The following is a 17,103-nucleotide window of genomic DNA, read 5'->3' as shown; positions in this document are numbered from 1 at the left end:
TCATGGCGCAGAGCAATTCTTATCCAAGGATACCATACTGATGATCGCGGAAATTTCCTCTTACAATACAGCCTTAAAAAATCGGCCGAGGCGCATCAGATCCTGTGCTGTCTTTTCGTTCCAGTCCACAGCATAGTTAAGCCGAATACAGTTCTTAAACTGATCGTGCTGTGTAAACATCCTTCCCGGTGCAAAACTCAACTTTTGCCTAAGCGCATAATCGTAGAGCACCGTTGAGTCTATCTTTTTGTCCAGCTCTAACCAAAGTACAAAGCCACCTTCGGGCTGCGACATTTTGGTATTTTCCGGAAAATGGGCCTCAATGCTGTTTCTAAAATTGACATAATTGCTGTACAGTTTTTTTCTGAAGCTATTGAGGTGATGGTCGTACCGGCCGATCTGTAAGAATTTGGAAACAGCTTCCTGGTAAATTGCAGGCTGCGAAATCGTTTGTATGAGCTTTTGTTTTAGGATCTTATCTTTGTATTGCCCGGGCTCAACCCAACCGAGCCGAAAACTTGGGGCTAATACTTTGGTAAATGATCCACACCACATCACCAGTCCCTCTTCGTCAAAATATTTGCATGGTTTGGGCCGTGACGAACCGAAATAGATGTTTCCATATAGGTCGTCTTCAATCAATGGAATATGGTGGTGTGCGAGCAGTTTGACAAGCTCTTTCTTGTGCTCCTCAGGCATGAGTGCGCCCAATGGATTGCTAAAGTTGGTGACAAAACAACAGACATCAATTTTATGAATAACTTTTTTCAGGGCATCCAATTCAATTCCCGTAATAGGGTGGGTCGGAATCTCGATGGTTTTGAGGCCCAGTAGTTGAAAAGCCTGAATAAAGCCAAAGTAAAGGGGGCTTTCTACCGCTATGGTGTCGCCGGGATTAGTGACGGCACGAAGGCAGCTGTAGATGGCATTCATGGCGCCCGAAGTGATAATAAGATCCTCGTCACTTATTTTTCCTTCAAGTACCAATGACCATTTGGCAATTTCTTTCCGTAAGCTTGGACTTCCCTGTACCTGTCCATATTGATCACCGTAATCATGCAGCTCATGAACCGACTCTATAATGCATCGATTAAGTTTCTGAATCGGAAGTAATGATGCACTGGGTAAACCCAGTGAAAAGCGTGTAATTTCCTTGTCTTCCAGGGAGTGGAAAACTTTATCGATCAATGCCGCGGGATCTTGTTTCTTTTCGTCGATTTTGAAGGTAGAAATGGACGGGATAGCCATCCGACGAAGCCCGGATCGGCTAACGAAATAGCCTGATTTGGGGCGTGATTCAATGAGCGATCGACTCTCTAGTTCCATATAGGCACTTTTTGCCGTATTTAAACTTACATTGTATAATTTCTGAGCGCTGCGGACAGAAGGTAAACGATCGCCATAGACCAAGGAACCATTTTTGATCTGGTTCTCAACAATATTGGCTATTTTTTTATATAACAGTTGCTGTTCCATCCTTATGCTAATTTACTGTTTCTGTTTTGATTTAACCAGTTATTATATCGGCGGATTCCTTTTATGAGCGATTCTTCCGAACCAAATAGGTTCATCAACTGTTGCTCAAAGAAGGATTGCGCTTTGTTCATAAATACGTTGGAAAGCGTATCCGAAATAGGACCGTCGTAGGTCATTTCGACCGACAGTAAATTCTTTCTGCAGAGTATTACAGACGAAAAGGCTTTTAATTGATTGCCTTGGTCGAGCACCAGGAAAGGCATGCTTATGCGTGCTGTATCTACCTGCTTTTTGTTTTGTATTTCTTTGATAAGCGCTAAATCAGAAAGATCCACTTGTCTGATCAGATACGGTTGATGTGCAGTTGTCGCCATAAGAATAAATCTTTTTGCTAATTTAAGAAGGGTACAGGATGCCGTTTAGGTACAGAGTGCCGTTAAAATAGGGGTACAGAAAAAAATTAGGTTGTCCGGTGATTTTTGTAATTTCCATTTGAGATCTTTACACTACGAAAAGGATATCTCCGGATCTATAAATTATGAAGTAGTATGCACAGCTTATTTCCTTTATTTATCGCAATGATTGCGATCATCGTATTGATCGAAATGTGGGCGACCAAACTACGGGTAGCCTATCCCATTCTCTTGGTTCTGGCGGGGCTATTCATTAGTTTTATTCCCACTTTGCCCGTAGTGACGATTGATCCGGACGTCATCTTTCTCATTTTTCTACCGCCCTTGCTTTGCGAGGCTTCTTGGTCAATTTCGTTTAAGGAGATGAAGAAATGGTGGCGTATTATCGGGAGTTTTGCCTTCTTGGTTGTATTCTTTACGGCACTTTCTGTCGCGGTTGTTGCCAATTATTATATACCGGGCTTTACACTAGCGTTGGGCTTTCTGCTGGGAGGCATTGTGTCACCGCCAGATGCTGTCAGCACAGGAGCGATTATGAAATTTGTGAAAGTTCCCAAAGCTACTTCTGCGATCCTGGAAGGCGAAAGCCTATTAAATGATGCTTCTTCCTTGATCATTGTACGTTTTGCTCTTATTGCTGTTGGGACAGGTCAATTTGTATGGGGACAAGCTGCGGTATCCTTTATCTGGATGCTGGTCGGTGGTGTGGGTATTGGCCTGTTATTGGGTTGGTTTTTTATACAGGCACACAAGCGTCTACCGACAGATGCGCCCTCGGATATTGCACTTACCTTGATTGAACCTTACTTTATGTATTGGATCGCAGAGCAATTTCATAGCTCAGGGGTGTTGGCTGTCGTTGCCGGTGGCCTTTTGATGTCCGGTCAGCGGCTGACATTTCTCAATAGTACGAGCCGGGTGCGGGGGCTGAGTGTCTGGGAGAGTTTTGTGTTTATCCTGAACGGTATCGTATTTTTTATTATTGGATTAGATCTTCCGGAGATTGTTGCGGGTTTGCGGTCCAATGGAACGTCGCTGTTGGAAGCCATCGGGTACGGTCTTTTGGTAACGGGAGTATTGATCCTTGCCCGTATTATCAGCTCGTATGCAGCCATGATTGCTACCCTTATTTTTCGCCCGGGTGTGGCGCCAAGATCGAGATCTACCAATCAGCGTTTTCTAATGCCTCTTTTGTTGGGCTGGACCGGCATGCGTGGTGTGGTGTCATTGGCAGCAGCATTATCCATTCCTGTCGTTATGAATGGTGTGGCTATTCCGCAGCGAAACCTGATCTTATTTATCACCTTTGTCGTGATCTTATCCACGCTCTTGATACAAGGGCTTACCTTGCCCTACTTAATCAGAAGGACTAGGCTGTTCGAAACATTTGAAGAAGAGCCCGAAGAGCAGGTCCGTAGTCGCATGAAGCAAGGATTGAAACATCATGTTTACCAATTTCTGAAAGATAAACATGAGAAAGAACTGCACAACCGTGATGTTATGGACCGCATTTTGAAACATTGGGAAGAAAAGGTGAATGCGGCCGATGATTCGTGGATGAATGAAAAAACGAAAGTGATATTTATGGAGCTTTTGGATGTACAAAGGGAGTATCTTCAGAAGCTAAACTGTGAGTCGACCATTGACGAGGGGATTGTTCGTTCGCAGTTATATCAACTGGACTTGGAAGAAGAGCGGTTGCGACGGATTTAGTCATAGAATTTTATAAATGCCTCAGGGCAATAATGTATTTTTAACTAAAGGTTCCAATGAGGAGCCATGCTGAAATATGAAGGTAATTATAACAGGAGCCACCGGAATGGTTGGCGAAGGCGTTTTGCTGGAATGTCTACAAAATGAAAAGGTAACAGCCGTGCTGAGCATTTCCCGCCGGACTGCTGCCATTCAGCATCCAAAATTAAAGGAACTTTTGGTCGAAGACTTTACTAAACTTTCGCTATTTAGAGATGCGATTGCGGGCTATGATGCCTGCTTTTACTGTGCTGGCGTGAGTTCTGTGGGAATGAAAGAAGACAAGTACCGTTATATTACTTATGATACAACACTAGCTTTTGCAAAGTCCCTGCTGGAAATCAATTCGGAGATCAGTTTTATTTATGTTTCCGGAGGAAGCACCGATAGTACGGAGCAAGGCAAAGTGATGTGGGCTAGGGTTAAGGGTAAAACAGAGAATGATCTTGCCAAATTACCGTTCAAAAAGGAGTATAACTTTAGACCAGGAGCAATGACGACTGTTTCAGGGCAAAAGCATGCCAATCCCTTTGCTTTTGTGGCCAAAATAATCAAATTTTTTGCCCCTTCAGCAGTACTTTCCCTACATGAAGTCGGACGTGCCATGATACATGCCGTGGAAAGAGATAACGTTAAGAATATATTGGAAATTAAAGATATTCGGGCCCTTGCTTGACCGCTTAGTTAAATATTTATATAGCAATCGGAATAATCCCGATTATTTGCAAATTATTTGACATAATTATAATTGGTTTATTCCTTCATAAGCGGCCTTCTATTCAACTTGTTCGACCAGCTGTTGGCTAGAAATTTTCTCGAAATAGCTTTCCATCTCTTGGTTACACCTTTCTATAAACGTTTTTGTGCGTTTTTGCAATTCTATAATTGTTAGTGGATTTCCTTTATAATTTGCATTATATCTAAATTCCTGCTGTGCTTCCGTAATGTTTTTGAAGGCGTTAAGCTGATCTTGATGATCCAAGCAAAATATGAAGTAGGCATCAGGAACTATCAATTTGCAGAGTTGCATGAGGAAAGTAAGGTTGACCCGTTGCGGTTTGTATTGAAGTACGGTATTGATTACGCCAAGACAAACTTGTTCCAGCGCTTGAGATAGCATAAAATATACGGCCTCTATGCTTATTGCCGAGCAGTATTCCTCATAAGGCAAGTATAATGTGCGCGCATTATTATAGCGCGTCTTCCATTGTTGACGTACATAATCTAGATTTAGCTGTGGGGCAACGATGCTTTCCAGATCGATATTGGCCATGGATGTATTTTGCAACCAGATGTCACCTGCTTTCAGGAGTGAAAGAAAAAAGGGATGACCCTTTGAAAACTGTTTGCTGAAAACGGCTGAGTTTTCCAGGGCCAGCGTGAGCGACACATTGTTGGGAAGCATATCCGCAATGAATTGTGTTAAATTATTGAGTTCGCCATTTAAAGTCTCATAAGCAACAAAAATATAGTAGGAATGGGTGATGTGGTCCTTTTTGGCTCTTTGGAGCGCATTATGGTATCTGTGATAATCAGAGTCATAACCAAAACAAGCAACCAAAGCAGGTGTACAATAACATTCAATTGCATTAAGAATAAGATCCCGAAAATTGGAGTTACAATAATCTTTTTTGTATATATCATTGTTATTTTTGTAATTTTCAACTTCGTTATTACTATTTTGAAGAATGGTTAGTTTTACCCTTATTTCTTCGTAGAGAAGATTGGAATAATCGTATATCCAGTTTAATGTATTGATCGCAATCTGATAGGCTGTTTCTAATACATCTTCATCGATAAAATAATCAAAGTGATATCGATAGTCGATGTAAGCCTTGTTAATTTTCTCCAAAGCCTGTTTTTTTTCGTTATTATCGGCTAGTGTGCCGAGGCGATCGTCGAAAGATTTGAGATAGTTTATATGGTTTTTTAAGGAATGGGACTTCTTATCCTCAACAACGAGGATATTTTCGGATGTTCGAAATGCAAGCTCTAAAGCTTGATGTAGCATGAATGCTGCGTGTGCATAATTTTTATGCTCAAAATAGAAATTGTAGCCATCAATAAAAGATCGAATCTTGCTCTTTTCCTTTTCGATATATGTCCGTGTTTTTTCGATGACTTCGTCACTTTTATTATTGGGTAAGACAAGGGGAATCTCTTGCACAGGATTCTGATAAATGCGGTTTTCAGGTTGGCAAATAAGATAGGCCCGGCCTAAACCTTGATCCACTTTTTGTTGTATTTCGTGCGTGAAGTTCACATTGATATACACATTGGGATAGGAGCCAACAGTTTTGTTTATCAGACTGTTGGCGTCGGAAAATCGAATTCCGGCATTTGAGGTAAGATTGACCTGTAGCATCTGATACTTTTTACCTTCGTGGTCAAAAGTCCATTGGTAGATTTCATCGACAGCAACAGCACGAAGGATTGCCTCGATAATAGGGTTAATATCGATATTCATAATATGGGTTGAATAAATGGTTGTATTTAGTTTTACAAATTTCCTAAGCGATCGCCTTGGTAAATTTTATTTCATCTTTATTGGTAAGGAGATAGCAGAGCTCAATCAATTTTTGAAAGTTGAGGAGGAATTCAGGGATATCCAGATCCCCATAGTATACTGTGCCTTTGTTCAATACGAATCCTCTGTGCATGAGATCTGTAAGGTTGTCGCGCCAATCGAAAATTGGATAGGTAAATAGCATTTTAATGAGATAGTACTCTGGATAACTCGCTTCCAGTAGTGATAGAGCTGTGAAATTTCCAATTGTATTTTTGTCCCGGAATATATAATATAAGGAGACCTCTCGGCGTGGAGTTAATGCTATTTCTGCATCTCTATCAACAAACCAAAAGACTTCCTCGTATAAAATATCTAAGAGTGTTATTGACTGGGTAAATAGCCAAAATCTACTTTCAGGAATATATACTTTAAACGCATTATCCCAGCTTTTAAAGTCCCTCTCTGCTGATATATATAGGCTGTTAATGAATGCTTGCCAGTCCTGTAGATCTTCTCCTCCCAAAATGTTTTTGATTTTTTGGAGGGTCTCGGTCTTTTGTGGACTTTTCTTTATTTCACCTGTCAATGTGTTGATTTTTTCAGATGTTGGAGTTTCTTCCGCTAAATTTTCAGAAATTTCGCTCTTTGCATTTTTTTCCTGATAAGATTCAGGGGTATTCGGCAGAATTGCATCTTCATAGATCTTTCCGAGAGCAGCAGCTAGGCGCAGTAGGAATTCTTTTATAGCAAGAATTTCATGGCCGTTGTCGCCTAAAAAGCCATTATCTCTGTCTCCTAAACTTATCCATAAATCATCAAGAATGTTGTACCATTGTTGTAAAGACTCATAAGAAAAAAAACGGCTAATGCTGTCTGCTGCAGTATCAATATTGCTTGCCGATGAGTCTGTTGCTAATAGCTGATTCCAGTAGTCTGAAACGCCTTTGTTGAACTTCAGCGGTTGTTCTATTGTTTTTAGTTTACATTTCCTAAAAATAACATAGGCCAATTCCACCTGTTCAATTAATTTTCTAGTGAGATATCCGGTAGAGGAACGTGGTGGGTTCATCTTTGCGTTTGAAGCCGCGTTAATTAGCGTATTTAGGTCCGCTAACCAGTCACGTATGGATGTTTCGCTTTCAAAGAACCCAATGAGATATTTCATCGGATCGTCGATGTGTTCTTGGGTTAAATAGCGAAAATGTTTCGCTTTTAGTTTCTTTTGCGTATTTTTCATCAGATTATATGTTTTAAAGTTGATGAAACTGCTGCTAGGGCTCATTACGATCTGTGCACTGATCTATAGCCTTGTTGGTTTCATATATTTTTTGATTAATAAAATAGTTTATAATTGTCTTCGATAAAGCTAAATTAAGAACTATTTTTCGGTAAAACAAATATTTTATATTAAAATTTTCGGTAATGAGTTCTGTTTTGAAGAGAATTAAGATTGTCGCAGATAGAGAAGGGATGAGTGTGTCCGCCTTTGAGGCAACTATTGGAGCGAGTAAGGGCGTTTTTACACGTGCATTGGCCAATGGTACAGATATTCAATCTAAATGGTTAATTAACCTCGTTGAAAAATACCCTCAATACTCTTCTGAATGGCTATTAAAAGGTGAAGGCGAGATGTTAAAAACTGTGCCTGTAGCAAAAGAAGAGGAGGAAAGTTATCTAACACCCGAGTTAGAAGGGGTAACTAATGCTGTTATCTATACATTAAAACAAGTTGTTGCCTCACAAAATATTACCATAAAGTCGCAAGAGAAGACAATTATGTCTTTGGAGCGATTATTGTCTTCATTAGAGCGTGAGCTTGATTCGTTAAGAAATAAATAAACAGCCAACATTTAAAAAAGCTATAAGTGAATGTAAAGGAACGTGTGCTGCTGATCGCTGAAACCAAAGGTATCAGTAAGACCGAATTTTTCAAAGATGTACAACTTTCCTATGCAAACTTTAAGGGAGGGCAGAAAAATACTGCACTCAGTTCAGATGCTATGGTGGCAATATTGTCCAAACATCCTGACATTAGTCCAGCCTGGTTGCTCATGGGTGAAGGGACTATGATGCGAAAGGATGAGAAGGGGGCGCTCGGTGCTCTACCTGCCGAAACAGCTCATGTCACTGCCGAAGGTCTTGGTATTTATAAGCAGCTGGTCAATGCCTTAGAGCAAACGGTCAAGGCACAAGAAAAAACCATCCTCTCATTGGAAGGTCAGGTGAGTTTACTGCAACGCAAATAATGACATCCGGTAGTTTATACATCTGATCGTTCCCTACCTCAAAAAATACCTGATTCCGGTGATTTCATTGGCCTCCTTTTTGTTTTAATTTCGTTATTGCAACGGTGCGTGTTTGACCGGTAGCCAGGAAAAGTTTCTGTTGCATTTATTGATGTCTCGTTCCCTGCTGTTGATCGCAATGGAGCGACCACTGGTCATGTATTCAAAGAATTAATTTTATGCCAAAAAAAGGATTACTCATGCTCTGCTTTTTTGTTAGTTGGTTTGTGCATCACGCAGTAGGACAGCCAGCGGGTCAACGGCCACTTTATACCTCAACATGGGGGCACCTTTTCCGTGAAGCAGGAAATAATAAAGACCTCTTGGGAGTTTTTCCAACAGAGGCACCTGTGTATCTGTTGGATTCCACCAATACGCAGTACAAAGTGCAGGTGAATAATGGGGATATCGGTTTTATAGACCGTCAGCCTCTGAAAAGTGCCATGGATGGAAAAAGGTCTGCCGGAGAACCACAACAATATTTCTATCGCGGAACCGAAGGCGCTCAATGCCCACATTTCTATGTACAGGTCTCGCAATTGCGCGTGCGTAAGGCACCCAATACCACAAGTACCGCTGTGCGTAGGGCGGGGCTCAATGAAATGGTATGTATCGATTATGTGCCGCTCTACACAGATGGATGGGTCTACATCGGAGACCACTTCCATGAAAATCCGGAGTACATTCAGATGAAATTTTTGGGTGCTGAGTTAAGCTATGACAAGGTCCTTAAAGAATATTTGGCTGTCAAAGGGAAGAACCAGGAGGAAGAACTGATACAGGCAGGCCGTCTACGTGAAATCGGCTGGACGAAGTATTCCAAGTTAAAACAGGCGCTTACCTATTGGAAGGAATCTTACGACAAAGCGGGAAAAGTGGACCCCAAGGTTGATATCGATTTTGAACTGTTAATGGCCGATAAATTTCAACATGAGTTCCAGTCCGAAGTGTACACAAAGAAACTGAAGGCCTTAAACTTCCATTTCGAATGGAAAGGAGTGTCTTTATTTGATGGTAAAATCACAGATGGACAAATGAAGCAACTGGCGCTGCAGGGGGTTACCGAAATCTCCGATATGCCCGAATGTGGCTGGGAGCCGCGGTATTATTATAAAACACCGAATATGATCGTTGCCTTTGAAGAAAATTATAAAGGCAAAGTGGTCGGAACCTTGTATAAGCTATTTTTTAGTGCGGGTGAAGCTATTGTGTTGGGGGACCAGCGGATGGATGCCAATTATGCGGAAAGAGACTTTGTAAACCACTTTGGTGAACTGCTTTCGGCAGACTGGATTTCAACGCCACATACTTTCTATATTCAAAATGGCGATGCAGGATTATTTATTTTCAGATTTGTTGATGGGAAACTCGCCAGCTATGAGTGTATGTATTATTGTTGATATTCGGAAATAGCGTCGGGGTCACGTAAATCCAAGTGTCTGAAAATGTCCCTCGTTTGTGTCTTTAGTAGGGGTTTTATTAACCATGAGGAACAGGGATGCTCAAAAAAGTAAGGCCCTTTGAAAGGAGATTAAAATTCCGCTTTCAAAGGGCCTTTGTATGTTATTGAAAACTTAAATTACACTATTTGCATTTCAAAGAGTTGGGCAATATGGCCTTTAAGTTTCCCTTTCACGTCTTCCATATCAACTTCTTTGCCAAGCTCCCGTTTTAAAGACGTTACATCCTTATCGTCGATGCCGCAAGGAATGATGTTGCCGAAATAATCAAGATCTGTATTGACATTGAATGCGAAGCCATGCATGGTCACCCAGCGTGAAGCACGCACGCCCATTGCACAGATCTTGCGTGCAGTTGGTTTATCCGGTTCTATCCATACTCCCGTAAACCCGGGATATCTCCCTGCTTCGATACCATAATCCGCACAGGTCAATATGATAGCTTCTTCCAGTGTACGCAGATACAGATGGATATCCGTAAAGAAGTTGTCGAGATCCAGTATCGGATAACCGACAATCTGTCCCGGACCATGATAGGTAATGTCGCCACCACGGTTGATCTTGTAGAATTTGGCCTCTTTCTCTTCCAGTCCTTTCTCATCTAGGAGCAGGTATTCCTCGTGCCCGCTTTTCCCTAAGGTGTAAACATGGGGATGTGCTGTAAAGATCAAGTAATTTGGGGTATTTGCTGCTGTTGCATTGACTCTATTGTCATGTTTGATGTCCAATACGCCCTTAAAGATGGATTCTTGTCTGTCCCAGGCTTCCTGATAATCGACAAGGCCCCAATCTTGAAACTGCACCTCTTTGTTCATTTCGTATTTTATTAAGCTGTGAACAGGTATAAGGCCCGTTCACAGCATTGTTTGTCAAAATTAATACAATAAGTTATTGTAAGGGTAGCGTTCATTGTGCATTTTCACAATAATATCGTAAAGTTTTTGTTTGAACTCTTCGATATTCGTTTTATTCGTTGCTGATAGAAAGATTGCTGGATCAGAATTTTTTGCCATCCAGGAATTACGAAAATCATCCAACGTGACCTCGATTTCCTCACCATCGTGTCCTTCTTCGACGGCCGGTTTATAAAGGTCAATTTTGTTGAACACTGTAATCACCGGTTTGTCAAGTGCTTTAAGATCCTTCAATGTTTCGTTTACCGCCTGGATATGATCTTCAAAATTCGGATGCGAGATGTCGACCACATGGATCAGGACATCGGCTTCCCGAACTTCATCCAATGTGGATTTGAAACATTCCACCAAATGGTGCGGTAGTTTGCGGATAAAACCAACGGTATCTGAAAGCAAAAAAGGAAGGTTGTCGATCACAACTTTACGTACCGTCGTATCCAATGTTGCGAAAAGTTTATTCTCGATCAGTACATCAGACTTGGAGATCATATTCATGATCGTTGATTTTCCGACATTGGTGTAACCTACCAAAGCTACACGGATCATCTCGCCACGGTTTTTTCGTTGTGTCTCGTTTTGCTTGTCGATTGCTTTTAGGCGTTCTTTGAACAGGGAAATCTTGTCCAGGATGATCCGTCTATCGGTCTCGATCTGTGACTCACCCGGACCACGCATACCAATACCCCCGCGCTGACGTTCCAAGTGGGTCCACATACGGGTCAGACGTGGTAATAGATATTGCAGCTGTGCCAATTCGACCTGTGTCTTTGCCTGTGCAGTTTTGGCATGTCGGGCAAAGATGTCCAGGATAAGGTTGGAGCGGTCCAATATCTTGCGTTTCAATTCTTTCTCAATATTACGCAGCTGCGAAGGTGAAAGCTCATCGTCGAAAACAACGATGTCAATTTCCTCCGCTTCAACGTATGCTTTTATTTCTTCCAGCTTTCCACTGCCGACAAATGTAGCGCGATCTGGGAAGCCCAGTTTCTGTGTAAACATGCCTTTGGTCTCGCCACCGGCAGTCTGTACCAAAAATTCAAGTTCCTCCAAATATTCCTTTGCTTTTGTCTCCGTCACACTTGGCGTGATCACACTCACCAGGACGGCTGTTTCGGGTTTTATTGCTGTATCGTGTATTTTAATTCTGGCCATTTTGTACTATTAAGTCTTTCAAGTGAAGTAGGGAGGTCATTAAGCTTTGCAATGTATGCTATTGCCTACCTCTTGTTATACGTTCACTTTTTAAATTATTTTCAATGAGCTTGTAAGCCCGGTTTTTGTTTGAAAAGGTAAATTTAAGAATTTATGCGTTTGTACACCACACAAGACTGATGCCGATTATGACATAATTCTCCATTAACCAATAAATTTCCTGTGATTTGCTTACCAGGGCAACTCAAAATATGTAAGCGTTCGGTCGCCATCTTTTGCCTAGTAAAAGAAGGGATATTTTTCTATATCATGTTCATAATGATGCAAAAGTAAATAAATTTGGTTTTATATACAAAAAAGATAAATTGTCTTCAAGAACTAATAAAAACAATTCGTATCCTATTTATGTTGACGAGTGGCCTTTAGATCCCAATGCGCTCTATTTATTCACTTAAACACGTTATCGATTTATTTGCTGGCCCCGCTTTTTATTTCGAAAATGACATGCGATTAAGAAATCTTGTCCCAGGCAATGCCATCTGATTTTCTGGCGAGGAAGCTTCGCAGCAACTGATTCTTTTCGCTTTGTAGCGTTGGGTCTTCTTTGAAGATAGCAATGACCGTGTTGCGGCATTCTGTAAGCAATGCCTGATCTGTCGCCAGATTCGCCATCTTGAGGTCAAGTACACCCGATTGTTGCGTGCCGGAGATGTCGCCCGGGCCACGTAACTGTAGATCGACTTCTGCAATTTCAAATCCGTCATTGGTACGCACCATGGTATCCAGCCTTAATCGTCCTTCTTTGCTCAGCTTATTGCCCGACATCAGAATACAGAAAGACTGTTCAGCACCACGGCCTACACGACCACGCAATTGATGCAGCTGGGATAGTCCAAATCGTTCGGAATTTTCAATGACCATCACCGATGCATTGGGAACATTAACGCCCACCTCGATAACGGTAGTGGCAACCATAATCTGTGTTTCGTGTTTGACAAAGCGCTGCATCTCAAAGTCCTTGTCCTTTACAGGCATCTTGCCATGAACAATACTGATCTTGTATTGTGGTAATGGAAATTCACGTTGTAAGTTCTCCAAACCTGCTTCAAGGTAGATCAGGTCCAGTTTTTCGCTTTCCTTGATGAGGGGATATACCACATAGACCTGTCTTCCCTTGGCGATCTCCTCACGCATAAAACCAAACATCCGTAAACGGGAGCTTTCAAAAAAGTGAACAGTCTTAATCGGTTTACGCCCAGCAGGTAATTCGTCAATTACAGAGATGTCCAAGTCGCCATACATGGTCATGGCCAATGTGCGTGGAATTGGTGTCGCTGTCATGACCAACATATGCGGTGGAATGACATTCTTGCGCCAGAGTTTGGCCCGTTGTTCCACGCCAAAGCGGTGTTGTTCGTCAATAACAACGAAGCCCAGGTTCTTGAACTGTACCTTATCCTCGATCAGGGCGTGGGTGCCAATTAAAATATCTAAGCTGCCATCTTCCAGTGCCTGGTGGATCAAACGGCGTTCCTTTGTGCTTGTGGATCCTGTAAGTAGCTTGATATTGACGATGTCATCGCCCACGAGCTGCTTTAGTCCATGATAATGCTGTGTCGCCAGGATTTCTGTAGGAGCCATCATACAAGCCTGAAATCCATTGTCGACAGCAAGCAGCATGCTCATGAGGGCAACAACTGTTTTCCCGGAACCTACATCGCCCTGTACCAGGCGGTTCATCTGCGCACCTGTATTGGTATCCATGCGGATTTCCTTTACAACGCGTTTCTGCGCTCCTGTTAAAGGAAATGGAAGGCGCTCGTTAAAGAACGTGTTGAATTTTTCACCGACTTTATTGAACCGCTGGCCTCTGAATTTCTGTGTGTTGAGCTGCTTGTTGTTGAGCAGCTTCAGCTGAATAAAAAATAGCTCTTCAAATTTGATGCGTTTGATGGCCTGGTTCAGCTCCTTTTGATCGCTTGGAAAATGGATGGAAGCAAAAGCCTGTTGCCTGGAAATGAGACCATGTTTAGCAAGCACATCCTGGGGAAGCGATTCGTCAATACTACGGAATACGGTTTCCAATGCAGTCTGTTGTAAGCGTTGGATTCCCTTGGTATCCAGATTAAACTTTTTGAGTTTTTCTGTCGATGAATAAACCGGCTGTAAACTCATATTGCCGATCTGTTTTACCTGCGGGTTATACAGATCCATTTCGGGATGGGTAATGGATAGCTGGCCATTGAATTCGCTCGGCTTGCCATATATAATATAGGCGGATCCGACTTTCAATGATTTTTGAAGCCAGGGGATGGACTGAAACCAGACCAGTTCCATGGAGCCGGTCTCATCTTTGAATGAGCCAACAAGACGTTTCGTTCTCTTTTCGCCCACGAGCTGTAAAGAAACCAGACGGCCCAGCACCTGTGCAGCCATCATATCGGGATGAAGTTTCCGGATTTTATGAAACTCCGTACGGTCGATATAACGGAAAGGATACTGTGTCAATAGATCACCAATCGTAAATACCTGTAGCTCTTTTTTGAGTACATCTGCTTTTTGTGGACCTACACCTTTGAGGTATTCTATCGGGGTAATTAAACGTAATTCAGCCATTCTTCTTGATGGCTAAATTACGAAAAATTTATGCGTTTATGGAGCTGTTTCTTAGGCTCGAGTAACTATTTTGAAGCGGATTCTTCATATTTAATGTCCGCTTTTCCTTCTTTACAGATCACGCCCAATGGTTTGCGATAAGATATACAATTTATTTTGGGCGCCATCATTGGTTGGTATATTTCCATTAGTCGGTTGTTGTCATTGATCATGTTTTGCAAGGTTGTTTTGTCTACCGATTTATGATAGGGGAGGTAACTTGTTCCACATACTGTCCGTATTTCTATCATTTCCCATTCTGTGGCATCAGAACATGCTTTAGGGCTCGCAAAGGCAATGATTTTACTGTATTTTTCATCGGATAGGGATTCGAGTTCCTTTTCTGTTTTGTCCTTGTAGGGATTTTCTAAATGTGATTCTGATTTACAAACAACAAATAGCATGCAACATGCCAGGAGGGTGATAAAACCCAGGATTGAGAGATTTTTCATAATATTCTTCTTGGTTTTTTTAATTGAACGGGTAATTCTTTATCTCTGCTACAGGAACTTTCTATTAAGTTTTTGTTAAGAGAAATTTGATTTTGAAATCTTTTGTGGTTGATTTCTGTTGTATTGTAGGTTCGAAACAACAATATGTTGGTAAAAATGTAGTTTTAAAACAACATAATTTAGTTGACTTGTAATATAGAAACAACAGTCTGGAAACTTTGATTAATTTTCAAGATATCATAAAAAAGGGGCAATCCAGCTATGGATTGCCCCTTTTTGAGATTTATCTCGGCTAATCTCTTGATTAGAAATTACCCTTATTTACATCCCACCAAAGTCTGGTACCGCCGTTGTCAGGTCCGCCCAACAAGGAGATTGCAGATTGTACTTCAGCTGCATTTGTATTGTATTCATTTTGTGGGAACGGTAAACGACGGATCTGTATTTTAGTGTCGATCAGTCCACCGCTATTGTTGACCACAACAGGGAATAGACGCGGATATCCTGTACGGCGGAATTCACTCCAGGCCTCTTGTCCTTCAGGGAAGATCGCCAACCATTTTTGCGTAATGATACGTTCCAATTTTTCTTCGTTGGTAGCGCCCTCATTCCATTTGATGGTCAGTGCGCTAGGTGAAGCTGCGTTATTCTTCGCGTTGAAAGGATCCTCGTAAGCCGCTGCCTTACTTGTATTATCATTGAGATAAGTGCTTAACCCAGCTGATACACCCCATTGTGTAAAGGACGTTTCCACTCCTTTTTCATAAAGTGATTGCGCTGTTCCCCCAGCATTGTTCCAACCTCTCAATGCTGCTTCGGCACGGAGGAAGTAAACCTCAGCAGCAGTCATTAATATCGGTGCTGTAGTCGCTACGAAAGTTGGCGTTGTACCTTCGGTATTCAAAGCCGATAGCTTTTGGTATTTATCCTTTTCGATGCCGTCTGCTCCTGCACGGATTCCGATATATTTTCCCGCGAAAGCTGTTGTTGTTGCGTCTTTAATGACGGGAGACATATACTTAGAGATACGAGGGTCGTTCAATCCGGTCATATAAGACGAAAGTGTCGCATTGATACGCGTGTCAGCCCAGTTTTTGGAAATAAACCAAAGTGGGTTGCTGTAGGTTCCGTCTGCTGGTACAGTGATCTTGAAGTTTTCGCTATTACTTTCCAATACACCGCCATTTGCTGGATCCAATGCTTTTTCAGCTTGTGTTTTTGCTAAAGTTGCATCGATTTTAACCAAACGCATCGCTAAACGAAGACGTAACGAATTGGCGATTTTTAGCCAATTTTTAAATCTGACCTGATTATCGGTATTCGGAAATACCAAATCGATCTGGTCTATTTTAGCAGCCATTGGGCTATCCGCTTTGTATGATTTTAATGCTGTTACAGCCTCATCGAGCTCTTTGAAGAAAGCAGCATATACATCGGATTGTTTGTCGTATGGAACAGTATTGGAGGTGCCTACTTTACTATAGGGGATAGGACCATAGATATCTGTCACTCGGCTGGCAGCTTCTACTTTGATCACCAAAGCCGAACCCCATAATGCAGGGTAAGTCTCTGCAAGTCCATTGCTTTTTAGCTTTTCAATAGATTTAATAACATTCAAATAGAGTACTTTAAATGGTTCTCCATTCCATCCATTTACCATGGCGTAATTCAGGTTGTTCTGCCCGCTATTAAACGGAGTAGGAGACATGAAGAAACCTGAAAATACATCCGCATTTAGATTCTGTTGTACCTGATAGGAATTGGGATCGCCCGCGCCCGAGAAATTGTAAATAGACATCTGTGCATTTCGCAAGAAAATGACAAGATCTTGGCCATCACCTTTTAAATCCTCATCCGTAACGCCAATGTTATTTTTGTTATAGTCCTCAAAATTCTTGGTACAACTACTTAAGGTGCCGCCAAGCATTAAAAAAGCGAGTGAGAACTTGGATATGTTTTTTATGTTAAATTTCATCTTTTAATCGTTTGTATTTTAAGACTATATAAAATATCCTCGTCATTTCTACCGATATAT

General features: G+C 41.7%; 14 protein-coding genes. 5 read left to right on the top strand and 9 right to left on the bottom strand.

Translation table 11 applies throughout. From position 1 onward, the window contains the following. Positions 1 to 60: 60 nt before the first annotated feature. On the bottom strand, positions 61 to 1,476 hold the full coding sequence (locus B3600_RS09260) for a PLP-dependent aminotransferase family protein (RefSeq protein ID WP_286752764.1): 1,416 nt from the start codon (positions 1,474 to 1,476) through the stop codon (positions 61 to 63). A 2-nt stretch (positions 1,477 to 1,478) separates the two neighbouring features. Then, entirely contained in the window at positions 1,479 to 1,850 is a 372-nt protein-coding gene (locus B3600_RS09255) for a hypothetical protein (protein ID WP_286752763.1), read from the bottom strand. Between the two features lie 174 nt (positions 1,851 to 2,024). Between B3600_RS09255 and B3600_RS09250 the strand changes: the two genes are divergently transcribed. Together B3600_RS09250 and B3600_RS09245 are read left to right on the top strand one after the other, a co-directional pair. Further along, positions 2,025 to 3,602 carry a Na+/H+ antiporter gene (locus B3600_RS09250; RefSeq protein ID WP_286752762.1) on the top strand — a complete coding sequence of 526 codons (1,578 nt, stop codon included), beginning with the start codon at positions 2,025 to 2,027 and terminating at the stop codon, positions 3,600 to 3,602. Positions 3,603 to 3,678: 76 nt separating this feature from the next. Next, on the top strand, positions 3,679 to 4,317 hold the full coding sequence (locus tag B3600_RS09245; RefSeq protein ID WP_286752761.1) for an NAD-dependent epimerase/dehydratase family protein: 639 nt from the start codon (positions 3,679 to 3,681) through the stop codon (positions 4,315 to 4,317). A gap of 99 nt (positions 4,318 to 4,416) precedes the next feature. On the opposite strand, the gene B3600_RS09240 is transcribed toward B3600_RS09245, so the two are convergent. Next, positions 4,417 to 6,108, bottom strand: a complete 1,692-nt coding sequence (locus B3600_RS09240; protein ID WP_286752760.1) for a HEPN domain-containing protein — start codon at positions 6,106 to 6,108, stop codon at positions 4,417 to 4,419. A gap of 43 nt (positions 6,109 to 6,151) precedes the next feature. After that, positions 6,152 to 7,387 carry a hypothetical protein gene (locus tag B3600_RS09235; protein ID WP_286752759.1) on the bottom strand — a complete coding sequence of 412 codons (1,236 nt, stop codon included), beginning with the start codon at positions 7,385 to 7,387 and terminating at the stop codon, positions 6,152 to 6,154. Positions 7,388 to 7,572: 185 nt separating this feature from the next. Between B3600_RS09235 and B3600_RS09230 the strand changes: the two genes are divergently transcribed. From B3600_RS09230 to B3600_RS09220, 3 genes are all read left to right on the top strand, one after another. Then, positions 7,573 to 7,989: a hypothetical protein gene (locus tag B3600_RS09230; RefSeq protein ID WP_286752758.1), complete on the top strand. Its 417-nt coding sequence runs from the start codon at positions 7,573 to 7,575 to the stop codon at positions 7,987 to 7,989. 26 nt (positions 7,990 to 8,015) lie between these two features. After that, a complete protein-coding gene (locus B3600_RS09225; protein WP_286752757.1) occupies positions 8,016 to 8,396 on the top strand; it encodes a hypothetical protein in 381 nt (126 codons plus the stop codon). 218 nt (positions 8,397 to 8,614) lie between these two features. Beyond that, positions 8,615 to 9,835 (top strand): hypothetical protein, encoded by a 1,221-nt coding sequence (locus B3600_RS09220; protein WP_286752756.1) that lies wholly within the window; start codon positions 8,615 to 8,617, stop codon positions 9,833 to 9,835. Positions 9,836 to 10,014: 179 nt separating this feature from the next. On the opposite strand, the gene lipB is transcribed toward B3600_RS09220, so the two are convergent. The 5 genes from lipB to B3600_RS09195 form a co-directional block, all read right to left on the bottom strand. Beyond that, on the bottom strand, positions 10,015 to 10,710 hold the full coding sequence (lipB, locus tag B3600_RS09215; protein ID WP_070561330.1) for a lipoyl(octanoyl) transferase LipB: 696 nt from the start codon (positions 10,708 to 10,710) through the stop codon (positions 10,015 to 10,017). Positions 10,711 to 10,770: 60 nt separating this feature from the next. Beyond that, on the bottom strand, positions 10,771 to 11,961 hold the full coding sequence (hflX, locus tag B3600_RS09210; protein WP_046672676.1) for a GTPase HflX: 1,191 nt from the start codon (positions 11,959 to 11,961) through the stop codon (positions 10,771 to 10,773). Between the two features lie 510 nt (positions 11,962 to 12,471). Further along, positions 12,472 to 14,577, bottom strand: a complete 2,106-nt coding sequence (gene recG / locus B3600_RS09205) for an ATP-dependent DNA helicase RecG (protein ID WP_286752755.1) — start codon at positions 14,575 to 14,577, stop codon at positions 12,472 to 12,474. A gap of 65 nt (positions 14,578 to 14,642) precedes the next feature. Beyond that, positions 14,643 to 15,068 carry a hypothetical protein gene (locus B3600_RS09200; protein WP_070561326.1) on the bottom strand — a complete coding sequence of 142 codons (426 nt, stop codon included), beginning with the start codon at positions 15,066 to 15,068 and terminating at the stop codon, positions 14,643 to 14,645. 304 nt (positions 15,069 to 15,372) lie between these two features. Further along, positions 15,373 to 17,043 (bottom strand): RagB/SusD family nutrient uptake outer membrane protein, encoded by a 1,671-nt coding sequence (locus B3600_RS09195; protein ID WP_070561324.1) that lies wholly within the window; start codon positions 17,041 to 17,043, stop codon positions 15,373 to 15,375. Positions 17,044 to 17,103 lie beyond the last annotated feature (60 nt).

Origin of the sequence: Sphingobacterium sp. UBA2480 (assembly GCF_002341965.1) — a bacterium.
GTDB lineage: Bacteria > Bacteroidota > Bacteroidia > Sphingobacteriales > Sphingobacteriaceae > Sphingobacterium > Sphingobacterium multivorum.
Note: the sequence above shows the minus strand (reverse complement) of the source record. Positions and strands in the feature narration are given on the sequence as shown.

What these genes read in the sequence shown, in the direction of transcription:
- lipB (WP_070561330.1), bottom strand. Translation starts at nt 10,710, where the DNA reads ATGAACAAAGAGGTGCAGTTTCAAGATTGGGGCCTTGTCGATTATCAG.
- B3600_RS09260 (WP_286752764.1), bottom strand. Translation starts at nt 1,476, where the DNA reads ATGGAACAGCAACTGTTATATAAAAAAATAGCCAATATTGTTGAGAAC.
- B3600_RS09240 (WP_286752760.1), bottom strand. Translation starts at nt 6,108, where the DNA reads ATGAATATCGATATTAACCCTATTATCGAGGCAATCCTTCGTGCTGTT.
- B3600_RS09235 (WP_286752759.1), bottom strand. Translation starts at nt 7,387, where the DNA reads ATGAAAAATACGCAAAAGAAACTAAAAGCGAAACATTTTCGCTATTTA.
- hflX (WP_046672676.1), bottom strand. Translation starts at nt 11,961, where the DNA reads ATGGCCAGAATTAAAATACACGATACAGCAATAAAACCCGAAACAGCC.
- B3600_RS09245 (WP_286752761.1), top strand. Translation starts at nt 3,679, where the DNA reads ATGAAGGTAATTATAACAGGAGCCACCGGAATGGTTGGCGAAGGCGTT.
- B3600_RS09220 (WP_286752756.1), top strand. Translation starts at nt 8,615, where the DNA reads ATGCCAAAAAAAGGATTACTCATGCTCTGCTTTTTTGTTAGTTGGTTT.
- B3600_RS09195 (WP_070561324.1), bottom strand. Translation starts at nt 17,043, where the DNA reads ATGAAATTTAACATAAAAAACATATCCAAGTTCTCACTCGCTTTTTTA.
- B3600_RS09255 (WP_286752763.1), bottom strand. Translation starts at nt 1,850, where the DNA reads ATGGCGACAACTGCACATCAACCGTATCTGATCAGACAAGTGGATCTT.
- B3600_RS09200 (WP_070561326.1), bottom strand. Translation starts at nt 15,068, where the DNA reads ATGAAAAATCTCTCAATCCTGGGTTTTATCACCCTCCTGGCATGTTGC.
- B3600_RS09230 (WP_286752758.1), top strand. Translation starts at nt 7,573, where the DNA reads ATGAGTTCTGTTTTGAAGAGAATTAAGATTGTCGCAGATAGAGAAGGG.
- B3600_RS09250 (WP_286752762.1), top strand. Translation starts at nt 2,025, where the DNA reads ATGCACAGCTTATTTCCTTTATTTATCGCAATGATTGCGATCATCGTA.
- recG (WP_286752755.1), bottom strand. Translation starts at nt 14,577, where the DNA reads ATGGCTGAATTACGTTTAATTACCCCGATAGAATACCTCAAAGGTGTA.